The following is a 22366-nucleotide window of genomic DNA, read 5'->3' as shown; positions in this document are numbered from 1 at the left end:
CTTGCCCGTGATTACAAATCAGAAAAGTTGGTTTGGAGCGGAGATGCGGCTTATCTCCGTTATTTTGTTTATTGTGGAGTTTGTAAGAGGTGCTGTACTCGTTAGCCTATTGCCTATTTTTGGAGCAAAAACATTAGGCCTCGCGCCTGATGTTATCGGTGCAGCTATTTCAGCTCACTACATAACCGATACGCTGCTCAAAATGGCGATTGGCTATTTGTTAGATCGTTTTTCAACTCGTATCGTCGTTCAGGCTGGTTTAATCATATCCTTGGTTGGCGTTTATTTGCTGCAATTCGCCGAGCTGCCATGGATGTTCATTGGTTCAGCTGCGTTATATGGTATCGGGATGTCACCGATTTGGATCGTTTGCTTGACGAAAGTAACCGAACAGCAGCGCGCAACCCAAATGGGGATGCTCTACACGATTTGGATGGTCGGACTAGGAAGCGGTCCGATCGTATGTAATATTCTACTTGATTTCAGCGTATCATTTACGTACAAACTGCTTGTCAGCATGTCTGTGGCTGCATGCCTGTTAACGCTTTTCATGAGTAGAGAACGAGCGGTTACAACGAACCGTATGCCGCTTCGAACACAGCTCAGCATTCTGAAGGATAGACTCGGACATATGAAGATGCTGCTGCCGGGAATGATTTTGCAGACGACAGGGGCTAGCATGCTCGTTCCGATATTGCCTAGCTTTGCAAATCAAGAGCTTGGCATCTCAGGCACGCAATATTCTATTCTTCTAACAGCGGGAGGACTTTTTGCCGCGGCAGGACTCATTCCAATGGGAAAGCTCGCCGATAAGCTGGCTAATAAAAAATGGTTTCTCGTGACTGGTTTCGGAGCGTTTGCATTTGGCTTATATATGCTAGCATCAGGTCTTTCGTTCTGGTATTGTTTACTAATAGCAGCTGCTCTTGGATTATCCTACTCCGCTATTCTGCCTGTATGGAATGCGCTGCTCGCAGCGTATGTGCCACCTAATCAAGAGGGGCTTGGCTGGGGTGTATTATCTACCTTTGAAGGCATTGGCGTTATGATCGGTCCAGCTGCTGGCGGCTTAATCGCTGCTTGGAACGGGGAAGCTTCTGTTTTTTGGACAAGTGCTATCCTCTTTGGATTGATCGGCTTATTTTATTTATGGTTCCCATTTCCGACATTCGCTACAAATGAAAAAGCTACAAACAAGTAGAACGGGGTTAGATCTATGAATGATTGGCGCAACTGGCTGGAATACTTAAAACACTTGGATCTCGATTCGATCCAATGGACATTGGAAAGCTATTCGCAATGGGGGCCATTTCCCGGTATTTTGCTTCCGATGCTTGAATCTTTTCTCCCTTTCCTCCCATTAATTCTTATCATTGCAGCTAATGCCAACATTTACGGCCTTGGCTTCGGCTTTCTTTTCTCATGGATCGGTGTAACTGCCGGCGCTATCTCCGTATTTTGGATTAGTCGAAAGCTGGGGCGCAATGTGAAAGGGAGACTGGAGCGGCGTTTTCCAAAATCAGAGCGGTTTTTCAATTGGGTTGAACGCAGAGGCTTCACGCCTTTATTCTTGCTGGCTTGCTTCCCATTTACACCTTCGATCGTTATAACCGTCGTATCCGGCCTTAGCAAGGTGCCCTTTCCTACATTTTTGCTTGCTACACTGCTTGGTAAGGCAGTTATGATATTTTGCATCTCCTTGATTAGCTTCGATATCGGCAATCTGGTCGATGAGCCTTGGCGTATATTCGTCTCGATTACCGCTGTATTGGTCATGTGGTTTGGGGGCAAACGTCTCGAGTCTCGCTATCAGGTGAATGGGTGAGGTGATCGAATCTGCTTACATGGTCCATCTTAAATCATTGGCCGGTACATATGACGCGCCCCCTCCTCACATGGTTTGATGTTGGGGCAACGACGATCGTGCTGGTCATTACATTTGCACTGCTCGCTGGCATGTTTATGTTCATTCGAATCGTTTCTGACGATTCAGATAAGTTCAAGGACATCAAAGAGATGGTGGAGACAATCTTCGGTACGCCTGCCCATCTCCGTCCTCAACCCGAACAATCCTCCGCCAAAAAGAATGGCCAAGCCGAGCTCATAAATGATGCCGCGGCTGCTAAAGCACCATTTTCCGAACCATGTCCCGCTTGCGATGAGATCGTCACTGAACGTGATTCGGTTTGCCCCTCATGCGGACTCCAGTTATTATAGATTTGCTCATATCCCTCCAACCTGTACTCATACATTTCATCCTTTTGTGGCACACTGTTGAGGATCTTCTTCTGAAGATAAAGAAAACGAAAAACGATGAAATTCTCAGGAGGGTGACCATATGTCAGGCGAACAGCCATCCGATCAACAGAAGGCAGCAAGTAAGGCGCAATCTCGAGCAGACCGCAATCTAGCCAGCAAAGAAAAAGCAAGCGAGCTGCAGTCAGATGCCGATCGTTCAGCGGTGCCTAAGCACGGATTATAAGCACAGGAAGGTTGGTTGACACCATATGAGCAATGATAATAACCATAATGAAATGAATCCCCTATCCGGTGAGCCAGTTGAAGTAAAAGGCACCTACCGTAATGAATGGGGACGTGAAGAGCAGTTGGAACGCGGAGAGATATTCCCGGCGGATCCGATGCTCGGAACGACAGAGTGGCAGCTCGTTGAGCTCTACTTCAATAATCATCATCAAGGGCATACTGATCCACGATTGGTACCGCATGATAATGCCAATAACCCAGAAGCTCATATGCAGCATCCAAGACGTCATGAAGGAAGCAATAAAACGGATGATGATCAGTAAGCATTGAGCATGCAGCAATAAAAGCAGAAAAAATAGCAGGTCAGAGCGCTCGTATGCGGCGTTCTTGCCTGCTGTTTTTGTTTTGTTTGTTTCGTATGCAACTTATGGTAATCGGTACAACTACTGCACTTACTGCAGCAGAAACCTAACATGCCGTACCATTTCGTTAGCTGCGTTGCAGTTATACAATAGATTAGCCGTGTTATAGGAGAACTAAGCTTCATTTATAGGATTCTATTGTACTTACTGCATCGTAGATCGAAAAATGCGCTTGTGGAGCTCATTCTGTTGTAGTAACTGCAATGTAGACCTACGTTGGGTGGCTACAAAGTTACTCTGGCTATAGCAGCCTGCTGTGTAGAATGAGCTATGTAGCTGCAAGCCACTCTGATTACCGCAACCTCCACCGAAGATTCAGTTTTGCTAATCATCCAACTTATCACGTTATTACTTCGTTCCCTCGCCCGACTCCTCTGAACTGCGCTTCGCGCTTTCTTCACGCTGCGTCACTTGATCGAGCAGCTTCTCCAACCGTCGTAAATGGTAGGCGTATTCGAACAATGCCGAAGCAACAAAGACGAGACGCTTATGCTCATCCGGATCTTCCAAAATGTAAGCTGTTAACTCCTTCACGAACCTCGCTTCTCTTTCTTCCTCGGGCTCAATCAGCGCATTGGGCTTCATTTTCCCTTCAGCTTTCAGCAAAATATGCTCGTGATATTTCGACAAATCCTCAATTTGCCGATCGAAGCGCAGCGCCCACTCACTGGCGCTTGGCGAGGAAAAGTAATGCTCCTCCACCACATCGAGGAGATCAGCCCCTTTTTGCAGAGACTTAATCATTTGTTTCGATACAAGCAGCTGACGTGCATGGCTCGTCTTCGTCCTTGCAAGCACTTGGCGTTCTTCTTCAAATACAGCGTGACGTTCCTCCAGCTTGCGCAGCGTATCATGCAGCTTGTCCTTCTCTTGACGGAAAACCTGCTCCTTCATTTCATTTGAAATTGCCGTACGAAGCAGCAGTGAAAGCTGTGAATACGCCTGATGAACCTGTTCGGTAAATTGCTTCCTTGGACGTGGAGGAAACACAAGTACATTAACCGCGAATGAAGCGCCAATACCGGTAAGCACCATTAAAAATCTTCCTATCGCCACGTCCCAGCCTTGTCCATTCGCTTCCATGATGGCAACGACCGTAACCAGCGTCAGACTAATCGTGCTCTCCATCTTCAAACGTATACTGATAAGAATGACAAGGATACAAACAAGACCTGCCGCAATCGGCGTATGACCGAATAACCGAACAGCTACAATCGCCATTACAGCGCCAAGCAGATTCGTTTGTACTTGATCCGCTACACGCTGCCATGAGCGGTATATAGAAGGTTGAATCGTAAAAATAGCTGCCACGGCAGCAATAAGCGGGGAAGCGAAGCCGAATAAACTGCTCAAGTAAATCGCTAACGCAACAGCCATCCCCGTCTTTAAAACTCTTGCACCAATCGTCATGTTGATTCTGCCTCCGTCACAAGAAGTTCGGCTGAAGCCACCTCTCTTCCATTTACCCAAAGTGTCACAAGATGAAGCCCGCTATAATGCTTGCGCGTCGTTAAATCAGCAAAACGATGAACGCGAACACTTGAAGCTGATGCTCCTCCGGCATACTCACGATCCGATAGCAGAAAACGTTTTAGCGACGTTTTGCCTCCAGACTTCACGAACGTTATTCCATATTCGATACGCAGCTTAGCCGGCTCACCCTCACGCAGCTGTACGCGATAGCGTAAAGAAACCTCACCGCCGATAGCTACCGACTGTGGATCTACCTCGATTGCAGCAAAAGCTACAAGCGGACGTTCCGTTTCCTCTGCAGATGTGTGCTTCGCGTACCCAAACAATTCCATGATTTGCGGGCTCGATTGCTTGATCAGCGTGCGGCAACCATGGCGAATGATCCAATCCGTCTTCGCATCATTGCCGATCCAAGCCTTCGCAAGCGCAATAACGAGCTCGGGATGATCCTTCGCAATATCATTCAAATTGTTAGCTACGCTCTTGCGCACATAAAGTGAAGGATCACATTTCAGTTTCTCCAAAATCGGAACAATCGGCGATGGATCGCGCTTAAAGAGCGGCAGCGCCTGCGCCCACGGAAGACGGGGCCTTATTCCTTCGCTCGCAAGCCGCCTTACATGCTCATTCGGATGATCTGCCCATATAAGCATTTGCTTAGCCATACGCTGTGGATCCTTCAGAATGAAAGCTCTTATCGCAAATTCTGAGGTCGAATATTTCGTAAAGCGCTCAAGCGCGTCCAAAGATAGCTCCCAGTTCTGCGGTTCCAGCCCAAAAACTTCGACGAAGTCTGGAAAAATGATAAACGGCAGCCCTGTACATTTTTCATCTATTTGATATAAAACAGCCAGCGCTTCATCATAAGCTTGTGGTAATGAGGCACCAAGCGCTTCTGTTATTTTTCGAGTGCGAGCCTTTAGCTCAAGCTGCTCCCAGTCACCATCTCGTACACGCTCTGCGAAAAGAATGGCGTCAAAAGGGCTCCATGCTGTCTTCAGCAAACCCGCAAATTGTTCCAAAAATAATCCGTCATACATAGCTTTAAGCGGTTCTGCCAATTTAAATCCCCTCCTCCAGTTATTATACCGAAAAATCCGATCCGTTCACTACTTGCATGCGTTATTCGTTTATAACTGCTCTGTAAACAGCAAAAAAAGCTCCGAAACGCTCCTACAGGAGCGCTCCCGAGCTTGGTTTATTTATAAAATGATTAAATGTAGCGTGCTATGATACCGGACAACTGCTGAGCGATTGCATTCGATCCCGCTGACAGCTGATCATTCGTGAAGCGAGCCCGAACGAATGTCTCATCCATATCCATAGCTTCTGCAAAAAAGGAAGACAACCCGCGCGCACGCCGGTCGATCTGAAGCACCAGCTCAAGCTCACGATCCGATGGATAGAACATAACTTCCAGCTCATCAAGCTGACCGCGGAACTGTGAAGTTGGAACAAACTCCAGCTCTTGAATAAAAGGCATTTTACCACCAAGGCGGGAGGAGTACTCACATTCTGCCTTGCGCAAACGGAAGCCGAGCAAATTCAGCGCCTCAAGCACCGTATTCATTGCGGCAGTCGGAACGACTTCGATTCGGTCATTATCACCTGGATCGACACCTCCGCGAACGTCTAATTCCGTTTTCACCCATACAGGTGCGTGGCCGATTGTAAGCGGTGTTTGATGAGGAAGCTGAAAGGAGAAAGACACCTCCCGATTCTCATTTGCCTGCAGCGTGAATGGGGCGCTCACATGATAGCGACCTACCACTCCCTGCTGCTTAATTTTACTGTCATTGCTCTCGCGTATATATTCTGTCATGACCGATAGTTGTATCGTTTCAATACGCTGCTCCACGTTGCCGCCCTGAATCTTAACGATACCTCGAACCTCTTCACCTGGTGCATAACGTGCTTTTTCTAACAATGTATCAATCTTTGCTGAGCCAATACCGATGCTTGCCAAAAAACGATTAAACATCAAACCGACCTCCAATCAAATTATCATCTATCCTAACTGCATAACCGTATTACGATGTCTTTAAAATTAAGTTTCAAATTCCATTTGACTTCTTCATGTCGGACTCGGTTGTTCCTTATACGGCAATTGAATGATAAAGGTCGTCCCGATCCCTAGCTCGCTTTCTGCCGAAATATGTCCTTGATGATTAGTGATGATCTTATAGGTGACCATTAAGCCAAGTCCGGTTCCTTTATCCTTCGTTGTATAGAAAGGTTGACCGATCTTAGACAGCTGCTCCGCAGGCATACCTGTTCCTTCATCTTTAATTCGTATTTCGACTCCGAGATCACTATCGAGGGACATATTAATCGTAACGACGCCACCGTTATGCATCGCTTCAATCGCATTTTTTAGTACATTAATAAACACTTGCTTTAATTGATCCTCAACGCAAAACACCCATAATGGACGGTAATCCGAATGGAATTTAATGATGACATTATGCAAAATAGCTTGTGTCTCTAGTAAATTGACCGTGTCCGCCATCATTTGACGGGAGTCTTTATGCGCAAACTCATATACCTGTGGCTTGGAGAGCATAAGCAACTCACTGACAATGGATTCGATACGAATGAGCTCCGTTTTCATAATTTCGTAAAAATTGTTGATATTCCCCCTGCCTGATGTTATGAGCTGCAGAAACCCTTTTAACGAGGTGAGTGGATTTCGAATTTCATGTGCAATGCCTGCCGCTAATTGGCCTGCCACGTAAAGCTTCTCAGAATTAATGAGCAGCTCCTCGTTCTTTTTTCGCTCAGAAATATCTCGAATAATGACTTGTTCAATTTGCTTACCCGAAAAGGTAGAGCTCGCTCGTACCATTTCCGTATGAAGCAGTGTTCCTTGCATGGACATCCATTGCAGCTCAATCGGCTTATTGGGTGCCTCCTCTCCTGCTCGACCCGCTGCAAGCCATGCTGCCATTTCACTATGATATGGCTCCGCCAATAAATTATAGACGTTTGAACCGATAATTCCGTCCCCTGACTGCACCTCGAACAAGCGCAAACCCGCACGGTTCATAAATCCCCATTTATCATCACTTATTATGGCAATCGTATCCATGGAGTTTTCAACTAGAAGCTTATAACACTCATTCATTTGGCTGTATTTGTTCGAGGCCAGCCAGGTCGAGAGACTGAAGCTAAGGATAATTAAGTTAGATAGCCCAAGCAGAAAAGCAAGCATCAGCAAATATTTATTTAACAGGTCTGTAGTTAAAACATCTCCGTAATCAATCTGCAGTGCATGCATCCCAATCAGATGAGTGACCATATTAGACAGTCCAAGTGATATGCAGCTTTTCAGTTTATACCTTGTCGTCTTTGTTTCCAGCCAGTAAAAAGCCAGAAAAGCGCCAACAAAGCTGACTCCAAAGGAGAGCCAAAATAGCAGCCAGTCCATCTTTAGTACAATGACTGATTCCGTCAGCTTCGACATGTAATGAAGCATGTTAGCTCCAAGTGCCATTAATAAAGCGCTAAATAAGAAACGTCCCGATGTGAACGCTTGTTTTTTCAAAACAATAAATGAGGAATAGACGATAACAACAAATACGACCGTTATCGGCAGCATGCTCCAATTCATGACCAATCTATAGTCGGACGCAAGCAATAATACAAGATGCATCGTCCATAGGCCGAGCCCATATACGGAGGCTCCGCCAATAATCCTATTGAATCCGTGTGCCTGTTCCCTTGGCAGAGGCTTCTCGATCATATTCAGCATCGTGTAAGACGCAAAACAGATGATGAAGAGCGATAAAATTAAATAAAACGGATTTCCATCTATAATCAGATCGTTCATAGAACTCCTTAAATAACCATTAATTTGCTTTCAATAGTAAAATTCGACAATCTCCACCAAAAACCTCTCTTCATTCGGTCAATCATTTCAATTTTTTGTAAGAAATTTAGACAGTGTTTCTCTTCTCCTCATCTTCGGCTATTATAGTAGAATGACTTTAGTAGAATCAGACGATAATAGTCTACTATGCTGTTGCTAGCTTTGCTAATTCCGCTTTATATAGCACGAGGCTAAACGTCAAACATTATTAACGCTTCTCAAAACGCGTAGGAGGAAAAGCAATGAAAATCATTAAAGAGTTTAAAGAGTTTGCGATGAAAGGCAATGTCATCGACTTAGCGGTCGGTGTAATTATCGGAGGCGCATTTGGTAAAATCGTTACTTCTCTGGTTAACGATATTATTATGCCGCCGATTGGAAGGATTTTAGGAGGGGTTGATTTTAAAGATTTAAAAATCAATCTCTATAGTCAAGCACAAATAAATGCTTTAGAAGACAAAACTACGGCACCCACCATCAACTACGGTCAATTCATTAACGTTATGCTGGACTTTTTAATCGTTGCTTTCTGTATCTTTTTGCTTGTTAAAGTGATCAATGTTCTTCGCCGTAATGATAAGAAGGAAGCTGCACCTGTGGAAGTAACCGAGAAGGATTGTCCATACTGCTTGTCCAAAGTACCTGTGAAGGCTACGCGCTGCAAGCACTGCACATCCCAGCTTGAGGCTGCTGCACATGGCTGATGAGCTGTTCGATATTTATGACGAGCAACTTCAGCCGCTAGGCACCGCGACACGTGCAGAGACGCATGCGAACGGTTATTGGCATCGTACTTTCCATTGCTGGCTGACGCGCCGCGAAGGAAACCGTAGGCTCGTGCGGTTTCAGTTGCGCCAGGCCGGCAAGGATACGAACCCGAGCTGCTACGATATAACCGCGGCTGGTCATTTGACCGCAGGCGAGACAATCCGCGAGGCCATTCGCGAGCTTGAGGAGGAGCTCGGGGTAACCGTTTCATTTGAACAGCTTCTACCACTCGGGCAAATTCGGGAAAATATTAGCGGTGAAGTAAATGGAAAACCTTTTATCGACCGAGAGGTCAGCGACGTTTTTGGCCTCGTGTGCGAGATGCCTTTGACAGAACTTCAGCTGCAGCCCGAAGAAGTGGCTGGCGTATATGAGGCTGATCTAGATGAGTTGATTGCTTTGTTTGAAGGCTCTTTATCCGCGGTTTCTGCGGAAGGTGTTGAACTAAGTGGTCAGAATGCGCCGCTAACGATTGTCCAGCGCTCCGTTTCGGCGAAGCAATTCGTGCCGCGCGACTTTTCTTATTATACGAGCGTACTTCAGGCGCTGCGCGATTGTACTTAAAGGAGGCATCGCTTTTGCCCGTGGACTCGCGAACTCCCATTGCTCGCTCCCAATTGCTATACCATTGGTCGATTAAACCATGGATGTTATAAAACTCAGTATTGCGCGGCGCTAGGTCAAAATCATTCAGCTCGGGCTGATTGTACAACCTCGCCGCCATTTCATGAAAACAGCCGTGGAGATTGCTCTCTATAAAGCTGCCAAGCTCGTCGGCTGAAGCGAACGAACGCGGATTAGATAATACTCGCTGTTCCGCACCCGCATTAAAGCAGGAGGAACGCCTGATGCCTTCAGGCACCCCATTCCAACCCGCAACCCAGCTTCGGTCATACCCCATGGAATCATGCCAGCTGTATACCCTATTTATAAAATCGCGATGAAATCGCAAAAACCGATCGCCATAGCCCGGCGGCGGTATCGTTCCCGGAACCAAATGATTCGTATGATGCCATACGCCGTGTTCATCTAACAATGCTTGCGGAAAATTAGGTATTCGCGGCATCCTCTTCCCCTCCACATTCCTACATTATTCTCGTCTCTCACTCCTATAACATATGCGGCCAATACATCTCCTGTGATTATGGACAAGTATTACCATCCAAGTGTTGAAATTAACCTTCCATTCTTGTATGACCCGCTCGCTTCCTGCATACCTATATGACATACCATTTGAATGGAGGTCTTTGGCTTGGCAGAAAATATGATGAACATGGGCAATATCGGCAATATGGGCAATGTGCCTAACACAGGCAATATGGGCAGCATGCCGAACATGAACACAATGAGCACTATGCCAAACGCAGGCAACATGGGCAGCATGGCAAATATGAACAACATGGGCAATATGCCAAACGTAGGCAGCATGGGCACCATGCCTAATATGAGCAATATGGCAGGCATGGAGAAACCCGTTCCGGTGCTCTATCAAGCGGAAGCACAGCACACGGCAATGGTGATGGAGGTTCGCGAACGCGTTATGAACATGTGCGGCGGTCATATGCATAAATACGTTTGTGTCCAAACGGTCGATGGCCATGTTTTTGAAGGCATGCTTGTGCATATCGATCACTGCATCCTATATTTGCAATGTACAATGAGAGATCCGCGAGCATTCATGAGCCCGTACAATACGGTGCTGCCACTTGTTCTTTATGAACTTCTCGTTATTACGCTGCTCTAAGCCTTAGTCAAGTTATGCTTGGGTTTATTCGACAAAAGCATGTCCCTTTTGACATCGACGGTCTATGACTGCGAAAGCTGTCATACATATGCATAGAATGAATCGTCGATGAAATGAGGGGAGTAGGCTCATGATTGAACGAATAAATCGGCTTCAGGTAGAGCTCCCGCCATCACCTTATGCGGATGCGAATGCCGCGGCAGCAGTACAAGAGCTGCTTGGAGGAAAATTTGGTGAAATGTCTACCTTAAACAACTACATGTATCAGTCCTTTAACTTTCGCGAGAAAAAAAAGCTAAAGCCCTTCTACGACCTAGTATCAAGTATTACAGCAGAGGAGTTTGGCCATGTAGAGCTTGTTTCGACAGCCATTAATATGGTGTTAACGGGAACTACAAGCCCCGGTGATCCGAATGCTACGCCGCTGAGGGAAGGTGTAAATAAGCGCAACAGCTACTTTTTTATCCAAAACGCTCAAACCTCGTTGCCTGGTGATTCAATGGGTCGTGCTTGGACTGGCGATAATGTATTTAGCAGCGGCAATCTCGTGCTTGATCTGTTGCATAACTTCTTCTTGGAGTGCGGGGCGCGAACACATAAAATGCGGGTTTATGAGATGACGGACCACCCCACCGCGCGGGCGATGATTGGTTATTTGCTCGTTCGCGGCGGCGTTCATGTGCTCGCTTATGCCAAAGCGCTCGAAATTGCTACGGGCGTCGACGTGAAGAAGCTCATACCTATTCCCGATCTTAGCAACAACAGCTTTGAAACGGCTCGGAAGTATGAAGCCATGGGGCTCGGCAACAAGCTGTATACATTCAGTCAGAACGATTACAAGGATATCGTCCTCATTTGGAATGGACAAAATCCGCTTACCGGCGCTGAGCTCGAGGTCATTCAGGGCGCACCGCAAGGCGCGCCTATGCCTGATTTGAGTGAGCTGCCGGAGGAGTTTGCGCCGGGCATCTCGCAAGAGGATTTTATTGAAATTGCCCGTCGGCTCCAGAAGAACGCCGGTCTATAGTCTTATCGGTTATACAAGGAAGACCTCCTCATGCGCGCAAAGCGGCTTGGAGGTCTTCCTGCTCCTATTCCCTCGTTTCCCTATGCTATACTAGACGAAAGGCGAGGGAACGAAGGTGATTGCGATTCAAATTTTGGCTATGCTTACTATGCTTATTGATCATATAGGCCTCCTATGGTTTCCTGAAAACATAGTATGGAGAATCATCGGACGGCTTGCACTTCCGTTCTATGCGCTGGCGATCGTGCTTGGCTATTATCGAACGAGCGACCTGAATCGCTATCTGAAAAGGGTCGCATGGATTGCGATTTTGTCGCAGCTGCCTTATCAATTTGCTTTTTATCGGCTTGAAGTCAATACGGTAGGCTCTTTATTTGTCTGTCTGCTGCTTCTGCGCCTTCTCGATAAATGGAACGGCAAACCGTTCCTACAAGTTCTGATTTGTCTTTCGCTCGCTGGATTGCTTGAGTTTCTGCCCTTCAGCTATGGCGCATATGTTGCGCTGCTCGTACTCATTTATCGTTATGCTCAAAATCAATCGATTATTTTGTTTCACTTTTCCTTGGAAGTGGTAAGCATCATTATAAAGGAATGGTTCATTCAGCCCTTTAGCATATTTGCTACTATTTTAATGGTCTATGTACCCGACTTCATGCGCAGACTCGATGCAATAAAAGTGCCACGCTTCGTCTGGCGCAGCTTTTATCCGCTTCATCTGACGCTCATCGCAATCATCTATTATGCAACCAGCAACCAAAGCTTCAAAGAAATGTTACGCACGCTATCGTTCAATTGATCATTCTGCCAGTGTTTTCGTGGCTTTCATACATGAGATTGCAGCTTTATTCCATTAAAACATGTGCAGTAATTGTCGAACATGTTAGAAAAGTGTAAATAAAGTAAACAAAATTCTGACCACATATTCATAAGGGGCTAAAATATTTACGTTAGAATGGAGGAAATTGATCGGAGGTGTTATAGGAAATGATGAAAATCGTTACCTTTAAAAGTCGTTCTGTCCCAGTCTACTACCCTAATGAAAAATCCGCATCCGTAGATCTGCTTCATCATAAATTGTACGAATTAGAACTCGATTTTGACTTCCGCAAAAAATGGAGAAGAATCAAATCCGTTGAAATGGTACGCGATGTGGCTATTTTCCAGTATAACGATGGCACAAAGCTCTATCTTGAAGTATGTTAGATAACTCTTAAAGAAAGACCTGAAGGCAATATGCCCGTCAGGTCTTTTTGTGTTTTCATCCTCTTTATTCACGATGCAAGCAAAAACGCCCCAGCAGCACCTCGCTGCTAGGGCAGTACGCGTTCTCCTTTATGCTAAACCTTAAATTTCATAATTTCCTTCTGCAAATGCTCCGCCATACTGGCAAGCATGGCAGATGCCGCCGCGATTTCTTCCATCGAGGCCGTCTGCTGCTGCGCCGCAGCCGCTACCGATTGCGTACCAGAAGCACCTTCAACCGCGATATCAACGACCTCTTTAATTGTCAGCATCACCTGTTCCGTACCTGCTGCAATGCCATTCGCCGCATGCGAAACCTCGTCAATTTGCTCAGCAACCTGCATAACCTCGTCCCTTATAGAGCCAAACATGCGGCCTGCTCCCTCAACTGCTTGGATGCCGCCTGAAACGACAGTGCCCGCATCATTCATCGCCAGCACCACACGCTCCGTCTCCGTGCCCACAGCCATAACAATCTTCGTAATATGATCGCTTGATTCCTTCGTTTGCTCTGCTAGCTTGCGTACCTCGCCAGCTACCACTGCGAAGCCTTTACCATGCTCGCCCGCCCTTGCCGCTTCTATAGAAGCGTTCAGTGCAAGCAGATTCGTTTGAGCAGAAATGTCCGAAATGACCTGTACCATTCTAACGACTTCTGTGGATCGATTCCCAAGTCCTTGTACTGCTGAAGCCAAACTATTAAAGGATAGCTGTATCGATTCCATTTGAACAATAGCCTGCTCGAGCGTCTCACTTCCTACTGTTGCCTGGTGGGAAGTTTTTTTGGCTGCATGTGATGCTTGCTCCGTGCTTACTGCTATTTGCTGGACGCTTGCCGACATTTCGTGTATTACCTGAAAGCTTTGCTCAGCGCTGGCCGATTGCTTCTCAGCTCCGTCCGCTACTTGCTGGATCGTATAAGCGATATGCTCGCTTGCCTGACTAGTTTGTTCACCGCTAGCCATGAGCTCCTCCGAGGAAGCGGCTACCTGATCGACGCTGCTACCAACCTCGTGAACGAGTGTTTTAAGCTGCTTTACCATTTCATTAAAACTTTCGGCCAGCACACCCGTCTCATCTCGATAATGGCAAATAATCGGATCTATTCGAAGATTTCCCTTTGCAACCTCCATTGAAAGCGCCGATACCTGCTTTATTGGCCGCGTCATGCGAATCGTAAAGAGAATCGTTGCTGCAATACCGACCGCTATCGTAATTAATAATGTAACAATGGTAACCGTCACAATCTGTTCGGCACCTTTATTAAAATCCTGCATATATGTACCCGAAGCGATAATCCAGCCCCAGTGAGGGTCCTTTTCTAGATAGGTAATTTTTGATGCCAGTTGATCCTCTGTACCTGGAAGCGCAAAAGTATAATAAACAAAGCCGCCCCCTGACTCCGCTTTCTTCATGAAGGCATCTGTAATGGGGAGGCCCAGCTCGGAATCGAGCACAAGCTCACCATTGCTGTGCTTCATCCCAACGATACTGCTGCCTTCCATCGTGGGATGGGCCATCATGATCGAATCTTTGTCAAATGCAAAAGGATAACCGTTCTCTCCGAGATCTATCGTTTTATTGATTGGCCGTTTGCCTGCCTCATTCTTTGGCCCAAGCATAGATACTTTGACGAACTCCTCTGCTTTGGCACGGTCAATCGCTCCTGCTTTCACCTGCGTGTCAAGCAATGCAATTAAACCAATGGTGCTTTTAACGCTGTTTCGAATAAGCTTCTCGCCGCCATTGTCAAGCTCACTAACAGCAGTATTGTAGCTTAGAGTGCTGACCAGAATGCTGGGAATTAGCAAAAGCGACAAACATAACGCCATCAGCTTTACACGAATCGTAGGTTTTATGGATCGAAGATTTTTTAGCTTGTTCAATAGACTCACTTTACAATTCTCCTTTTGCTTTGCTCTCAGCTGAATATTCCGAACGTCGTATCATAGATATGTCAAGTACGTCAGGCTCCTGTGGCTTGCCTAGAAGGAAGCCCTGCACATAATTGCAACCCCATTCGCTCAATAATTCGTATTGCTCCTTATACTCTACACCTTTGGCAATAACCTCTAGTCCTAGCTTATGAACGAGATTAATAATGCCTTCAACGATAATGCGCTCAGCGCTTTGCAGATCAATTTTTCTAATGAACGACTTATCGATCTTGAGACAATGAATTGGCAATTGATTCAAGTTAGTGAGAGAGGAGAAACCTGTTCCAAAATCATCAAGGACGATGCGAACGCCAGCCGCTCGAAGGTAGCTAAGTGTAGATATCGCTGCAGTTGAGGTGTGAAGCACACTACTTTCCGTTATTTCGAGTTCAAAAGAAGAAGGGGGCAGCTGGTACTCCTTTAATACATTCAGAACCGTTTGAGAAAAGGTCGGATCTTGCAGCTGAAGAGAAGATATATTAATTGACATGTTAAGACTATTCAAACCATATTTACTCATGTTCGCGAGCATTTTGCACGATTCTCTAAGCACCCATTCACCAATAGCCACAATTAGACCGCTATGCTCAGCAATAGGTATAATCTCTGAAGGTGAAATATCGCCAAGCTCCGGATGCTGCCAGCGAAGCAGCGCTTCAAATCCTTTAAGCTTGCCGTCCGTTATACGATAGATGGGCTGATAGCTGAGACGGAATTGCTGTAAATATAATGCAGGTCTTAGCGCCGCTTCGATAGCGATGCGCCGGTTAAGCTGGTTCGTATCCTCCAAACTGTAAAATTTCGCTCGATTGCCGCCCTGCTCTTTCGATTGATATAAGGCTGATTCTGCTCGGCATATCAGCTGCTCGCTTGTACGTCCATCCTTCGGATACAGCGTAGCCCCAATACTCGACGTCAAATATAGTTCAGTTCCGTCCATATCAATAGGGCGCTCAATCGCATTTTTGATTGCCTCCACAGCTTGCAAGCTTTGTTTTTCATCCTGCTCTACTGGCATAGCTACCAAAAAACGATTTCCCCCAACCCTGCTCACCGTCGTAGCAGACTTTCTCGCGTCTGCTAAACGCTGCCCCATCGTGAGGAGCACATGGTTGCCAAACTCTGTTCCTTTGGTTTCATTTACACGATAAAATTTATCCAAATCCACCAACGCCACCACCATCCGCTTGCCTGCTGCCCGTACGACATTTACGGCCAATTCGAGCTGTGCAAAAGCCTCTTTGCGACATGGCAATCCGGTCAACGCATCCATGTTGTTCGACCACCATCCATTTCCATTCCAGTTATATAAACTCATTTTGTCATAAAACTATTAGAAAAATTAATGGTAGATATTTAGAACTATGTTAGAAAATTTAATACCCATTCATTCAACCTTACAATTAGGCCAAAGGTAGCATTTTTCTACATCATTTGTTAGCAAAAAAAAAAAGAACCACTCCGCAACAAAGGAGTGATTCTTATTAAAAGATAAAGGTATTCAACTTTGATTCATGCTCGTATGCGGAGCGGTATACTTGTAGCCAAATCCCCAAACCGTTCGAATTAGCCGTGGCTCCTTCGGGTTCAATTCAATCTTCTTGCGAAGGTTGACGATATGTACGTCTATAGCACGGTCTGTCACGAAGGAATCAAAGCCGCGAATCGTATTTATAAGTTCTTCTCTACTAAATACTTTGCCCGGATACGCAAGAAATAATTTCATCAGCTCATATTCGGAGAATGTTGTTTCAACTAACTGCCCACGAACTAGCAATAGGCGTCTCTCAAAATCAAGCTGAATGAGTTCACCCTCCACGTTCACTTCCACTGCTGCGGAAACCTGCTGTGCTGTCTCATTCTGCATCGTATTCGATCGACGAATCAACGCCTCTACCCTAGCTGTCATTTCGTGCATGCTGAATGGTTTGCACATGTAATCATCCGCTCCAGCCTTTAAAGCCTGAACCCTTTCTGACACTTCACTCTTCATGGAAAGAATCATAATCGGCACGTTAGAGCGCTTTCTAATTAGCGCACAAACTTCCATTCCATCCAGATCGGGCAAGATCAAATCAAGCAGCACCAAGTCAGGATCAAACTCAGATGCAATTCTTAATCCATCATCCGCTCTATAAGCTTGCATGACGGAATAGCCTTCCTCGGATAAATACATAGACAGCATATCACTCATCATGACGTCATCTTCAATAACTAAAACCTTATACATTGTCGTCACCCTTTTTGAGGATTGAGGATTGAAGATTTCTGTCAAAAATTTTTGTATCTCTACTATACCTTAACGTCATTAAAGGAACAATACTTGTTAGAAATTTGTTAGGTTTTATTGTCGAATACCTCTTTTGCATTTCGAAGCCCTTCCAAAAGCCGTTTTAACGCCACTTCCAGCTCAATAATAGCGTTTTGCAAATTGTCCGATTCAAGCTCCGGCTGCTTCACAATACGCTCTACTTCGCAGGCTGCCTCTAACAAATCATAGGCAGATAAATATCCAGCAGCCCCCTTTAGGGTATGAGCCATTCGTTTGACAATTGTTAGCTCCGATTGCTTGACCATCATACGAAGCTGATCAGCGAAGGAATCGTAATCAAGCATAAATTGCTCCATCATATGCAGCAAAATTGGGAGTTTTCCATTTACTCTCGCCAGCGCGCTTTCAACGTCCATCCCATCAATAGATGGCAATGGCTCTCTATTCGCTGCTTCTAATGTACGTGAGCGTTCTTTCAAACCAGCCTTGGCGACTGGCTGTATGTTCGGACTGCTGACTTCCTTGAGCCAATAGGAAATAACATTATGCAGCCGCTCGGAGGAAATCGGCTTCGTCACTACATCGTTCATGCCAAGCTTCAAATAACGTTCGTGATCATTGCGAAGCACGTTTGCAGTTACGGCAATGATCGGGATATGATCGTACTCAGATTGCGTACGGATGATGCGAACCGCATCCGATCCATCCATGACGGGCATATGAATATCAATCAAAATAATATCCCAGCGCTCTTCAGCGAGCTTATTCAGCACTTCTTCGCCATTCTCAGCTAAGCCAACCTCGTAACCCCGCTCCTTCAAAATTTCTATCGCCACCAGTTGATTAATCTTATTGTCCTCTGCTAACAATATCCGCGTATTTGTCATGTTTTGTTGAACCGTCGCTACGAGCGCCTCGATTTCTTGTTCATTCACATCAGAGCCCTTATAATCGAGAACACTTTCAATTGCACGAAGCATAGCCGTTCGCATGATCGGCTTAATTAACAATGTGACCGGTCTTTGCTCAACAGGAAGCTGCATCATTTCATCGCGTCCATAGGAGGTTGTCATTGCAATGGTTTTGACGCCGGCTAGTTCCGCATCGCGGTGGAATTCGAGCCAGGTTTCTGCACCGTACATATCCGGCATCTCCATATCCAGTACGATGAGCTTAGGCAATGCACCAGCTCCAATGCGGCGCAGGCGATCTCTAGCCATTTTCCAAGAATGGAATGGAATTGGCGTCAAGCCGAAGGATTCGACAATATCACTCCAGTGCACTCGCATCTCGTCATCATCCTCTACGATCCACACAGGCTGCTCCAATAAATCCTGATGAGCCTGCAACCGCGTTTCCGTATACTTATGAATAACGGTGAATGGCAGCGTAAAGGAAAACATGCTTCCAACGAGCGCTTCGCTAGAAACCTTCAGTTTACCTCCCATTAATTCAACAAATGATTTCGATATGACAAGTCCAAGACCTGTTCCACCAAACTTCCGAGTTGTTGATCCATCGGCTTGCGTAAATGGTTTAAACAGCTTCTGAACTTGCGCCTCGCTCATCCCAATCCCCGTATCAGAGATGATGAACTTCACGCTTACTCCTTTATCCGTCTCCTCCACCAGCTCCAGCTTCAGCCTTACTTTTCCTCTATTCGTGAACTTGATCGCGTTCATGCATAAATTGAGCAAAACCTGTTCAAGACGCAGGGCATCGCCAATAATCGTTTGCGGCAAATCCTCTGGTGTATCAATAATAAATTCAAACTGCTCTTTACCGCCCATAAATACGCTTAATTGATCGGTTATCCGGTGCATCAGTTCCTCTGGTTGGAACGGCCGACGTTCAATATCCACCTTGCCTGCTTCAATTTTGGAGAAATCCAAAATATCATTAATAATTCGCAGCAGCGTCTCCGACGACGTATTCATCTTGTCCATGTAATCCTTCTGTGACGCAGACAACCCTGTTTTGCGCATTAATTGCGTCAAGCCGATTATTCCATTAAGCGGGGTGCGTATCTCATGGCTCATCAATGCAAGGAATCGGCTCTTCGCTTGGTTCGCTTCCTCTGCTTCTTGCGTAGCGCGAACAAGCTTCTCCTGCACCATCTTCTGCTCCGAAATATCTCTTGCTATACATGAGAAAAACAGCTCTCCGGTGTCTTCATCCTGATGTGGAACGATGACCATGGATACGTGCAGCGGTTCGCCATTTCTCTTCAACAACTGAGCGTCGCTTTCCCAATAACCGAATTTCTTGGCTAATGTGGCTCCTCTCACAAGCTCCGTATACATTTCCGGATGAGAATATTCTTCTACCATATGTACCTCATCCGCGCTGCTTTGCAAGCCCAGCATTTCTCTGCCTGCCCCATTCATATAAACGAGCTTGCCTTCCGAGCTAACGGAGGCTATTAAATCCTTGGCCGACTCGACAATGTCGAGCAAACGGTTGCGCGCCTTCTCCACATGTTTGCGGTCAGAAATATCGAGAACCATGCCTACAACACCGGAGAACCGTCCATTGCGATCACGCAAACCGTTCGAGCTGTGCAGCGTCGGAATTCGTGTTCCATCTTTATGGATAAAGGTCCATTCTCGCTCATAGGAGAAGCTTTCGCTGCGGAGTTCCTTGAATACCTCAAGACCCGGCTGAATCGTTCTGCCGAGCTGTTCTGTAAGCTTCTCGGCTTCCAAGCGAATCTCATCAAGATCCATGAACAACAACGGTGTAGCACTTCCAGCTAACTCCGAAGTCTTATAACCCAGCATCTCTTCTGCTGTTTTATTCAGATAGGAGACCTTATACTGATCATCAAGCACAATAAATCCATACTGATTTTGATTGATGATTGCTTCAAGACGATCGAACATTTCTTGTAAATGCTCCATCATGCCGTTCACGGAATGGCCAAGCTGACCGATCTCATCATACGGCTCAACCTCAAGATGCTCAGCCTCGAAGCTCCCCGCTGCAGCCTGCTCCGTAACGCCCAAAATACGTTCTAACCGTTTCACAATACGTTCGAAGTAGAGGAAGAAAAAGATAACAATAATCGCTTCCGAGACAGCAATCGTCGTGAAAATACGCCAGAAGATTGGCTTTACTTCTTCCTTCAGCTTGGACATCGGTTCTTGTAGTGCAAATCGCCATGGCGTTTCACTCACCTTCGTATGGAAAACCGCATATGAATTGCCTGCTATGCTAATTTTCGAAACACCCTCATTGGAGCTAAGCATCTTATCCGCGATGGGTGACAAGGTAGACTGCTCGTCATCTAAGCTTTTGCTCATCATTTCTTTGTCATCCGAGCAATAAATGATGCCGCCTTCATCATTAAACATGCGAATAACCGAATGATCACCAGCAAATTCAATGAATGGCTGTAGTGTAGCGAATACAATAGAGGCATAGACAACCCCTTGGAGTTCATTCTTTGCCCCATATACGGGCACAACAATAAGCGATTGCGTAACATCTGAGAATGAAGGTTTGAAAGGGTCCGTAATGACCACCTGACCCGTAATGGCCTCTTGGTAAAACGGCTCCTTGCTCATATCCCTTCGTATGCCGTCAGTACGCAAGCTTATGCCAGACTCGTCAATATACCCAATGGAATGGTAAATGAAGCCGCCGCGAATGAGCTCACGCCCAAAGTAACGAAGACGCTCCTCATCTGTTCCAAAACGGACAACCTCTGTTCGGCTCATCACCACAACCTCCGCCTTGCGGATAGCCATCCATGATGCCAATTCATTAGCACGTTTGTTTTCCATGCTGCTTGTCTTCTCTATTTCGGATTTAAGCATCGCATCCTTGACCGCGGAATAGTTGCCCACTCCGGCAATTAACAGCGGGAAGAAAGAAATAAGAACGATAAAGATCAAACCTTTTGTACGCAACGACATTTTTTTCAAACCACTTCCACCTTCCGCTACGCATGAGCAAAATTCGCCCGATATTGACACTATTATATCTCTTTCATCTATTATTTGGATAACAAAAAAACGCTAGAGTCTGCATGCCGCAATATTGCGGTTAGCTGCTCTAGCGTTTCATTATATTTATATCTAGCTAGTCGGCTGCAAGCACCGATTCGATACGGCTAAGCTCCTCGTCGCTGAAATCAAGACGGCTCAAAGCTGCGACATTATCATCAATTTGTTCTACACGGCTTGCTCCGATCAAAGCCGAGGTTACTCTTCCACCTCTAAGTACCCAAGCGAGAGACATTTGAGCAAGCGATTGTCCACGTTCCTGTGCAATCTCATTCAGCTGCTTAATTTTGCTCAACGTGTTATCCGTAATATGATCTGCCTTCAGGAACACGCTTGGTCCTCCAGCGCGAGAATCGACAGGAACGCCGTTCAAATAACGATTCGTGAGCAAACCTCCAGCAAGCGGAGAAAATACGATCGAACCAATGCCTTCCTCATCCAAAACATCCTGCAGACCATTCTCGATCCAGCGGTTAAACATGGAGTAGGACGGCTGATGAATAAGGAAAGGGGTACCAAGTTCCTTCAGAATAGCTGCGGCTTTAGCCGTTTGCTCCGGATTGTAATTCGAAACGCCAACATACAGCGCTTTTCCTTGCCGTACAATATGATCAAGAGCCCCCATTGTCTCTTCTAGCGGTGTATCCGGATCTGGACGATGGTGATAAAAAATATCGACGTAGTCGAGGTTCATCCGTTTCAGGCTCTGATCCAGGCTGGAAACCAAATATTTACGCGAGCCCCATTCGCCATATGGGCCTTCCCACATATAGTAACCCGCTTTGGTGGATATGATAAGCTCATCACGATAGGCTGCAAAATCTTGTTTAAGTATTTGGCCAAATGTTTCTTCTGCTGAGCCTGGAGGCGGTCCATAGTTATTCGCAAGATCGAAATGTGTAATGCCTAAATCAAATGCACGCCGTACCATTGCACGTCCATTCTCAAGACGGTCAATGCCGCCGAAATTATGCCACAATCCTAAGGAAATAGCCGGCAGCTTTAAGCCGCTTCGTCCAACACGATTATACTTCATGCTCTCATACCGATTATTAGCCGCTAAATAGGTCATGTTCGATATTCCCCCAAGCCGTTATTAGAAACGCTCATTGCTCGTTTACA

General features: G+C 46.0%; 20 protein-coding genes. 11 read left to right on the top strand and 9 right to left on the bottom strand.

What is annotated here, in order from left to right:
* Positions 1–7 precede the first annotated feature (7 nt).
* From AC787_RS19035 to AC787_RS19020, 5 genes are all read left to right on the top strand, one after another.
* Positions 8–1201, top strand: coding sequence for an MFS transporter (locus tag AC787_RS19035; protein ID WP_235561013.1), 1194 nt, complete (start codon positions 8–10; stop codon positions 1199–1201).
* Between the two features lie 15 nt (positions 1202–1216).
* A complete protein-coding gene (locus tag AC787_RS19030) occupies positions 1217–1825 on the top strand; it encodes a TVP38/TMEM64 family protein (protein WP_054026226.1) in 609 nt (202 codons plus the stop codon).
* Between the two features lie 50 nt (positions 1826–1875).
* Positions 1876–2217 (top strand): zinc ribbon domain-containing protein, encoded by a 342-nt coding sequence (locus AC787_RS19025; RefSeq protein WP_082360853.1) that lies wholly within the window; start codon positions 1876–1878, stop codon positions 2215–2217.
* Between the two features lie 121 nt (positions 2218–2338).
* Positions 2339–2482 (top strand): hypothetical protein, encoded by a 144-nt coding sequence (locus AC787_RS34485; RefSeq protein ID WP_162839316.1) that lies wholly within the window; start codon positions 2339–2341, stop codon positions 2480–2482.
* Between the two features lie 25 nt (positions 2483–2507).
* Positions 2508–2807 (top strand): hypothetical protein, encoded by a 300-nt coding sequence (locus AC787_RS19020; protein ID WP_054026224.1) that lies wholly within the window; start codon positions 2508–2510, stop codon positions 2805–2807.
* A 447-nt stretch (positions 2808–3254) separates the two neighbouring features.
* Here AC787_RS19020 and AC787_RS19015 read toward each other — a convergent pair whose 3' ends face one another.
* The 4 genes from AC787_RS19015 to AC787_RS19000 form a co-directional block, all read right to left on the bottom strand.
* On the bottom strand, positions 3255–4316 hold the full coding sequence (locus tag AC787_RS19015) for an FUSC family protein (RefSeq protein ID WP_054026223.1): 1062 nt from the start codon (positions 4314–4316) through the stop codon (positions 3255–3257).
* Complete coding sequence (locus tag AC787_RS19010) at positions 4313–5440, bottom strand: DNA alkylation repair protein (RefSeq protein WP_054026222.1); 1128 nt, start codon at positions 5438–5440, stop codon at positions 4313–4315. Before AC787_RS19010 ends, AC787_RS19015 begins: the two co-directional genes overlap by 4 nt.
* 152 nt (positions 5441–5592) lie before the next feature.
* Complete coding sequence (locus tag AC787_RS19005) at positions 5593–6360, bottom strand: sporulation protein (RefSeq protein ID WP_054026221.1); 768 nt, start codon at positions 6358–6360, stop codon at positions 5593–5595.
* Between the two features lie 93 nt (positions 6361–6453).
* Positions 6454–8208: an ATP-binding protein gene (locus AC787_RS19000; protein ID WP_054026220.1), complete on the bottom strand. Its 1755-nt coding sequence runs from the start codon at positions 8206–8208 to the stop codon at positions 6454–6456.
* A gap of 281 nt (positions 8209–8489) precedes the next feature.
* Here AC787_RS19000 and mscL point away from each other — a divergent pair, with 281 nt between their 5' ends.
* From mscL to AC787_RS18970, 6 genes are all read left to right on the top strand, one after another.
* A complete protein-coding gene (mscL, locus tag AC787_RS18995; RefSeq protein WP_321166127.1) occupies positions 8490–8951 on the top strand; it encodes a large-conductance mechanosensitive channel protein MscL in 462 nt (153 codons plus the stop codon).
* Complete coding sequence (locus tag AC787_RS18990; protein ID WP_054026219.1) at positions 8944–9579, top strand: NUDIX hydrolase; 636 nt, start codon at positions 8944–8946, stop codon at positions 9577–9579. Before mscL ends, AC787_RS18990 begins: the two co-directional genes overlap by 8 nt.
* A 688-nt stretch (positions 9580–10267) precedes the next feature.
* Positions 10268–10759 (top strand): hypothetical protein, encoded by a 492-nt coding sequence (locus AC787_RS33350; RefSeq protein WP_054026218.1) that lies wholly within the window; start codon positions 10268–10270, stop codon positions 10757–10759.
* A 130-nt stretch (positions 10760–10889) separates the two neighbouring features.
* Entirely contained in the window at positions 10890–11786 is an 897-nt protein-coding gene (locus tag AC787_RS18980; protein ID WP_054026217.1) for a manganese catalase family protein, read from the top strand.
* Positions 11787–11901: 115 nt separating this feature from the next.
* On the top strand, positions 11902–12582 hold the full coding sequence (locus AC787_RS18975) for a TraX family protein (protein WP_235561012.1): 681 nt from the start codon (positions 11902–11904) through the stop codon (positions 12580–12582).
* Between the two features lie 188 nt (positions 12583–12770).
* The gene (locus AC787_RS18970; RefSeq protein ID WP_054026216.1) at positions 12771–12989 is read left to right on the top strand and encodes a hypothetical protein; all 219 of its coding nucleotides are present in this window, start codon (positions 12771–12773) and stop codon (positions 12987–12989) included.
* A gap of 134 nt (positions 12990–13123) precedes the next feature.
* Here AC787_RS18970 and AC787_RS18965 read toward each other — a convergent pair whose 3' ends face one another.
* From AC787_RS18965 to mgrA, 5 genes are all read right to left on the bottom strand, one after another.
* A complete protein-coding gene (locus AC787_RS18965; RefSeq protein WP_054026215.1) occupies positions 13124–14923 on the bottom strand; it encodes a methyl-accepting chemotaxis protein in 1800 nt (599 codons plus the stop codon).
* Position 14924: 1 nt separating this feature from the next.
* Positions 14925–16238, bottom strand: coding sequence for a putative bifunctional diguanylate cyclase/phosphodiesterase (locus AC787_RS18960; protein ID WP_054026214.1), 1314 nt, complete (start codon positions 16236–16238; stop codon positions 14925–14927).
* Positions 16239–16466: 228 nt separating this feature from the next.
* Positions 16467–17195, bottom strand: a complete 729-nt coding sequence (locus AC787_RS18955) for a response regulator transcription factor (RefSeq protein ID WP_054026213.1) — start codon at positions 17193–17195, stop codon at positions 16467–16469.
* 107 nt (positions 17196–17302) lie between these two features.
* Positions 17303–21154 carry a response regulator gene (locus tag AC787_RS18950; protein ID WP_235561083.1) on the bottom strand — a complete coding sequence of 1284 codons (3852 nt, stop codon included), beginning with the start codon at positions 21152–21154 and terminating at the stop codon, positions 17303–17305.
* Between the two features lie 166 nt (positions 21155–21320).
* On the bottom strand, positions 21321–22316 hold the full coding sequence (mgrA, locus tag AC787_RS18945) for an L-glyceraldehyde 3-phosphate reductase (protein WP_054026211.1): 996 nt from the start codon (positions 22314–22316) through the stop codon (positions 21321–21323).
* Between the last annotated feature and the right edge of the window lie 50 nt (positions 22317–22366).

Origin of the sequence: Bacillus sp. FJAT-28004, assembly GCF_001280845.1 — a bacterium.
GTDB lineage: Bacteria > Bacillota > Bacilli > Paenibacillales > Paenibacillaceae > Pristimantibacillus.
The sequence above is the reverse complement of the archived record's forward strand: the minus strand, read 5'-3'. Positions and strand labels throughout refer to the sequence as shown.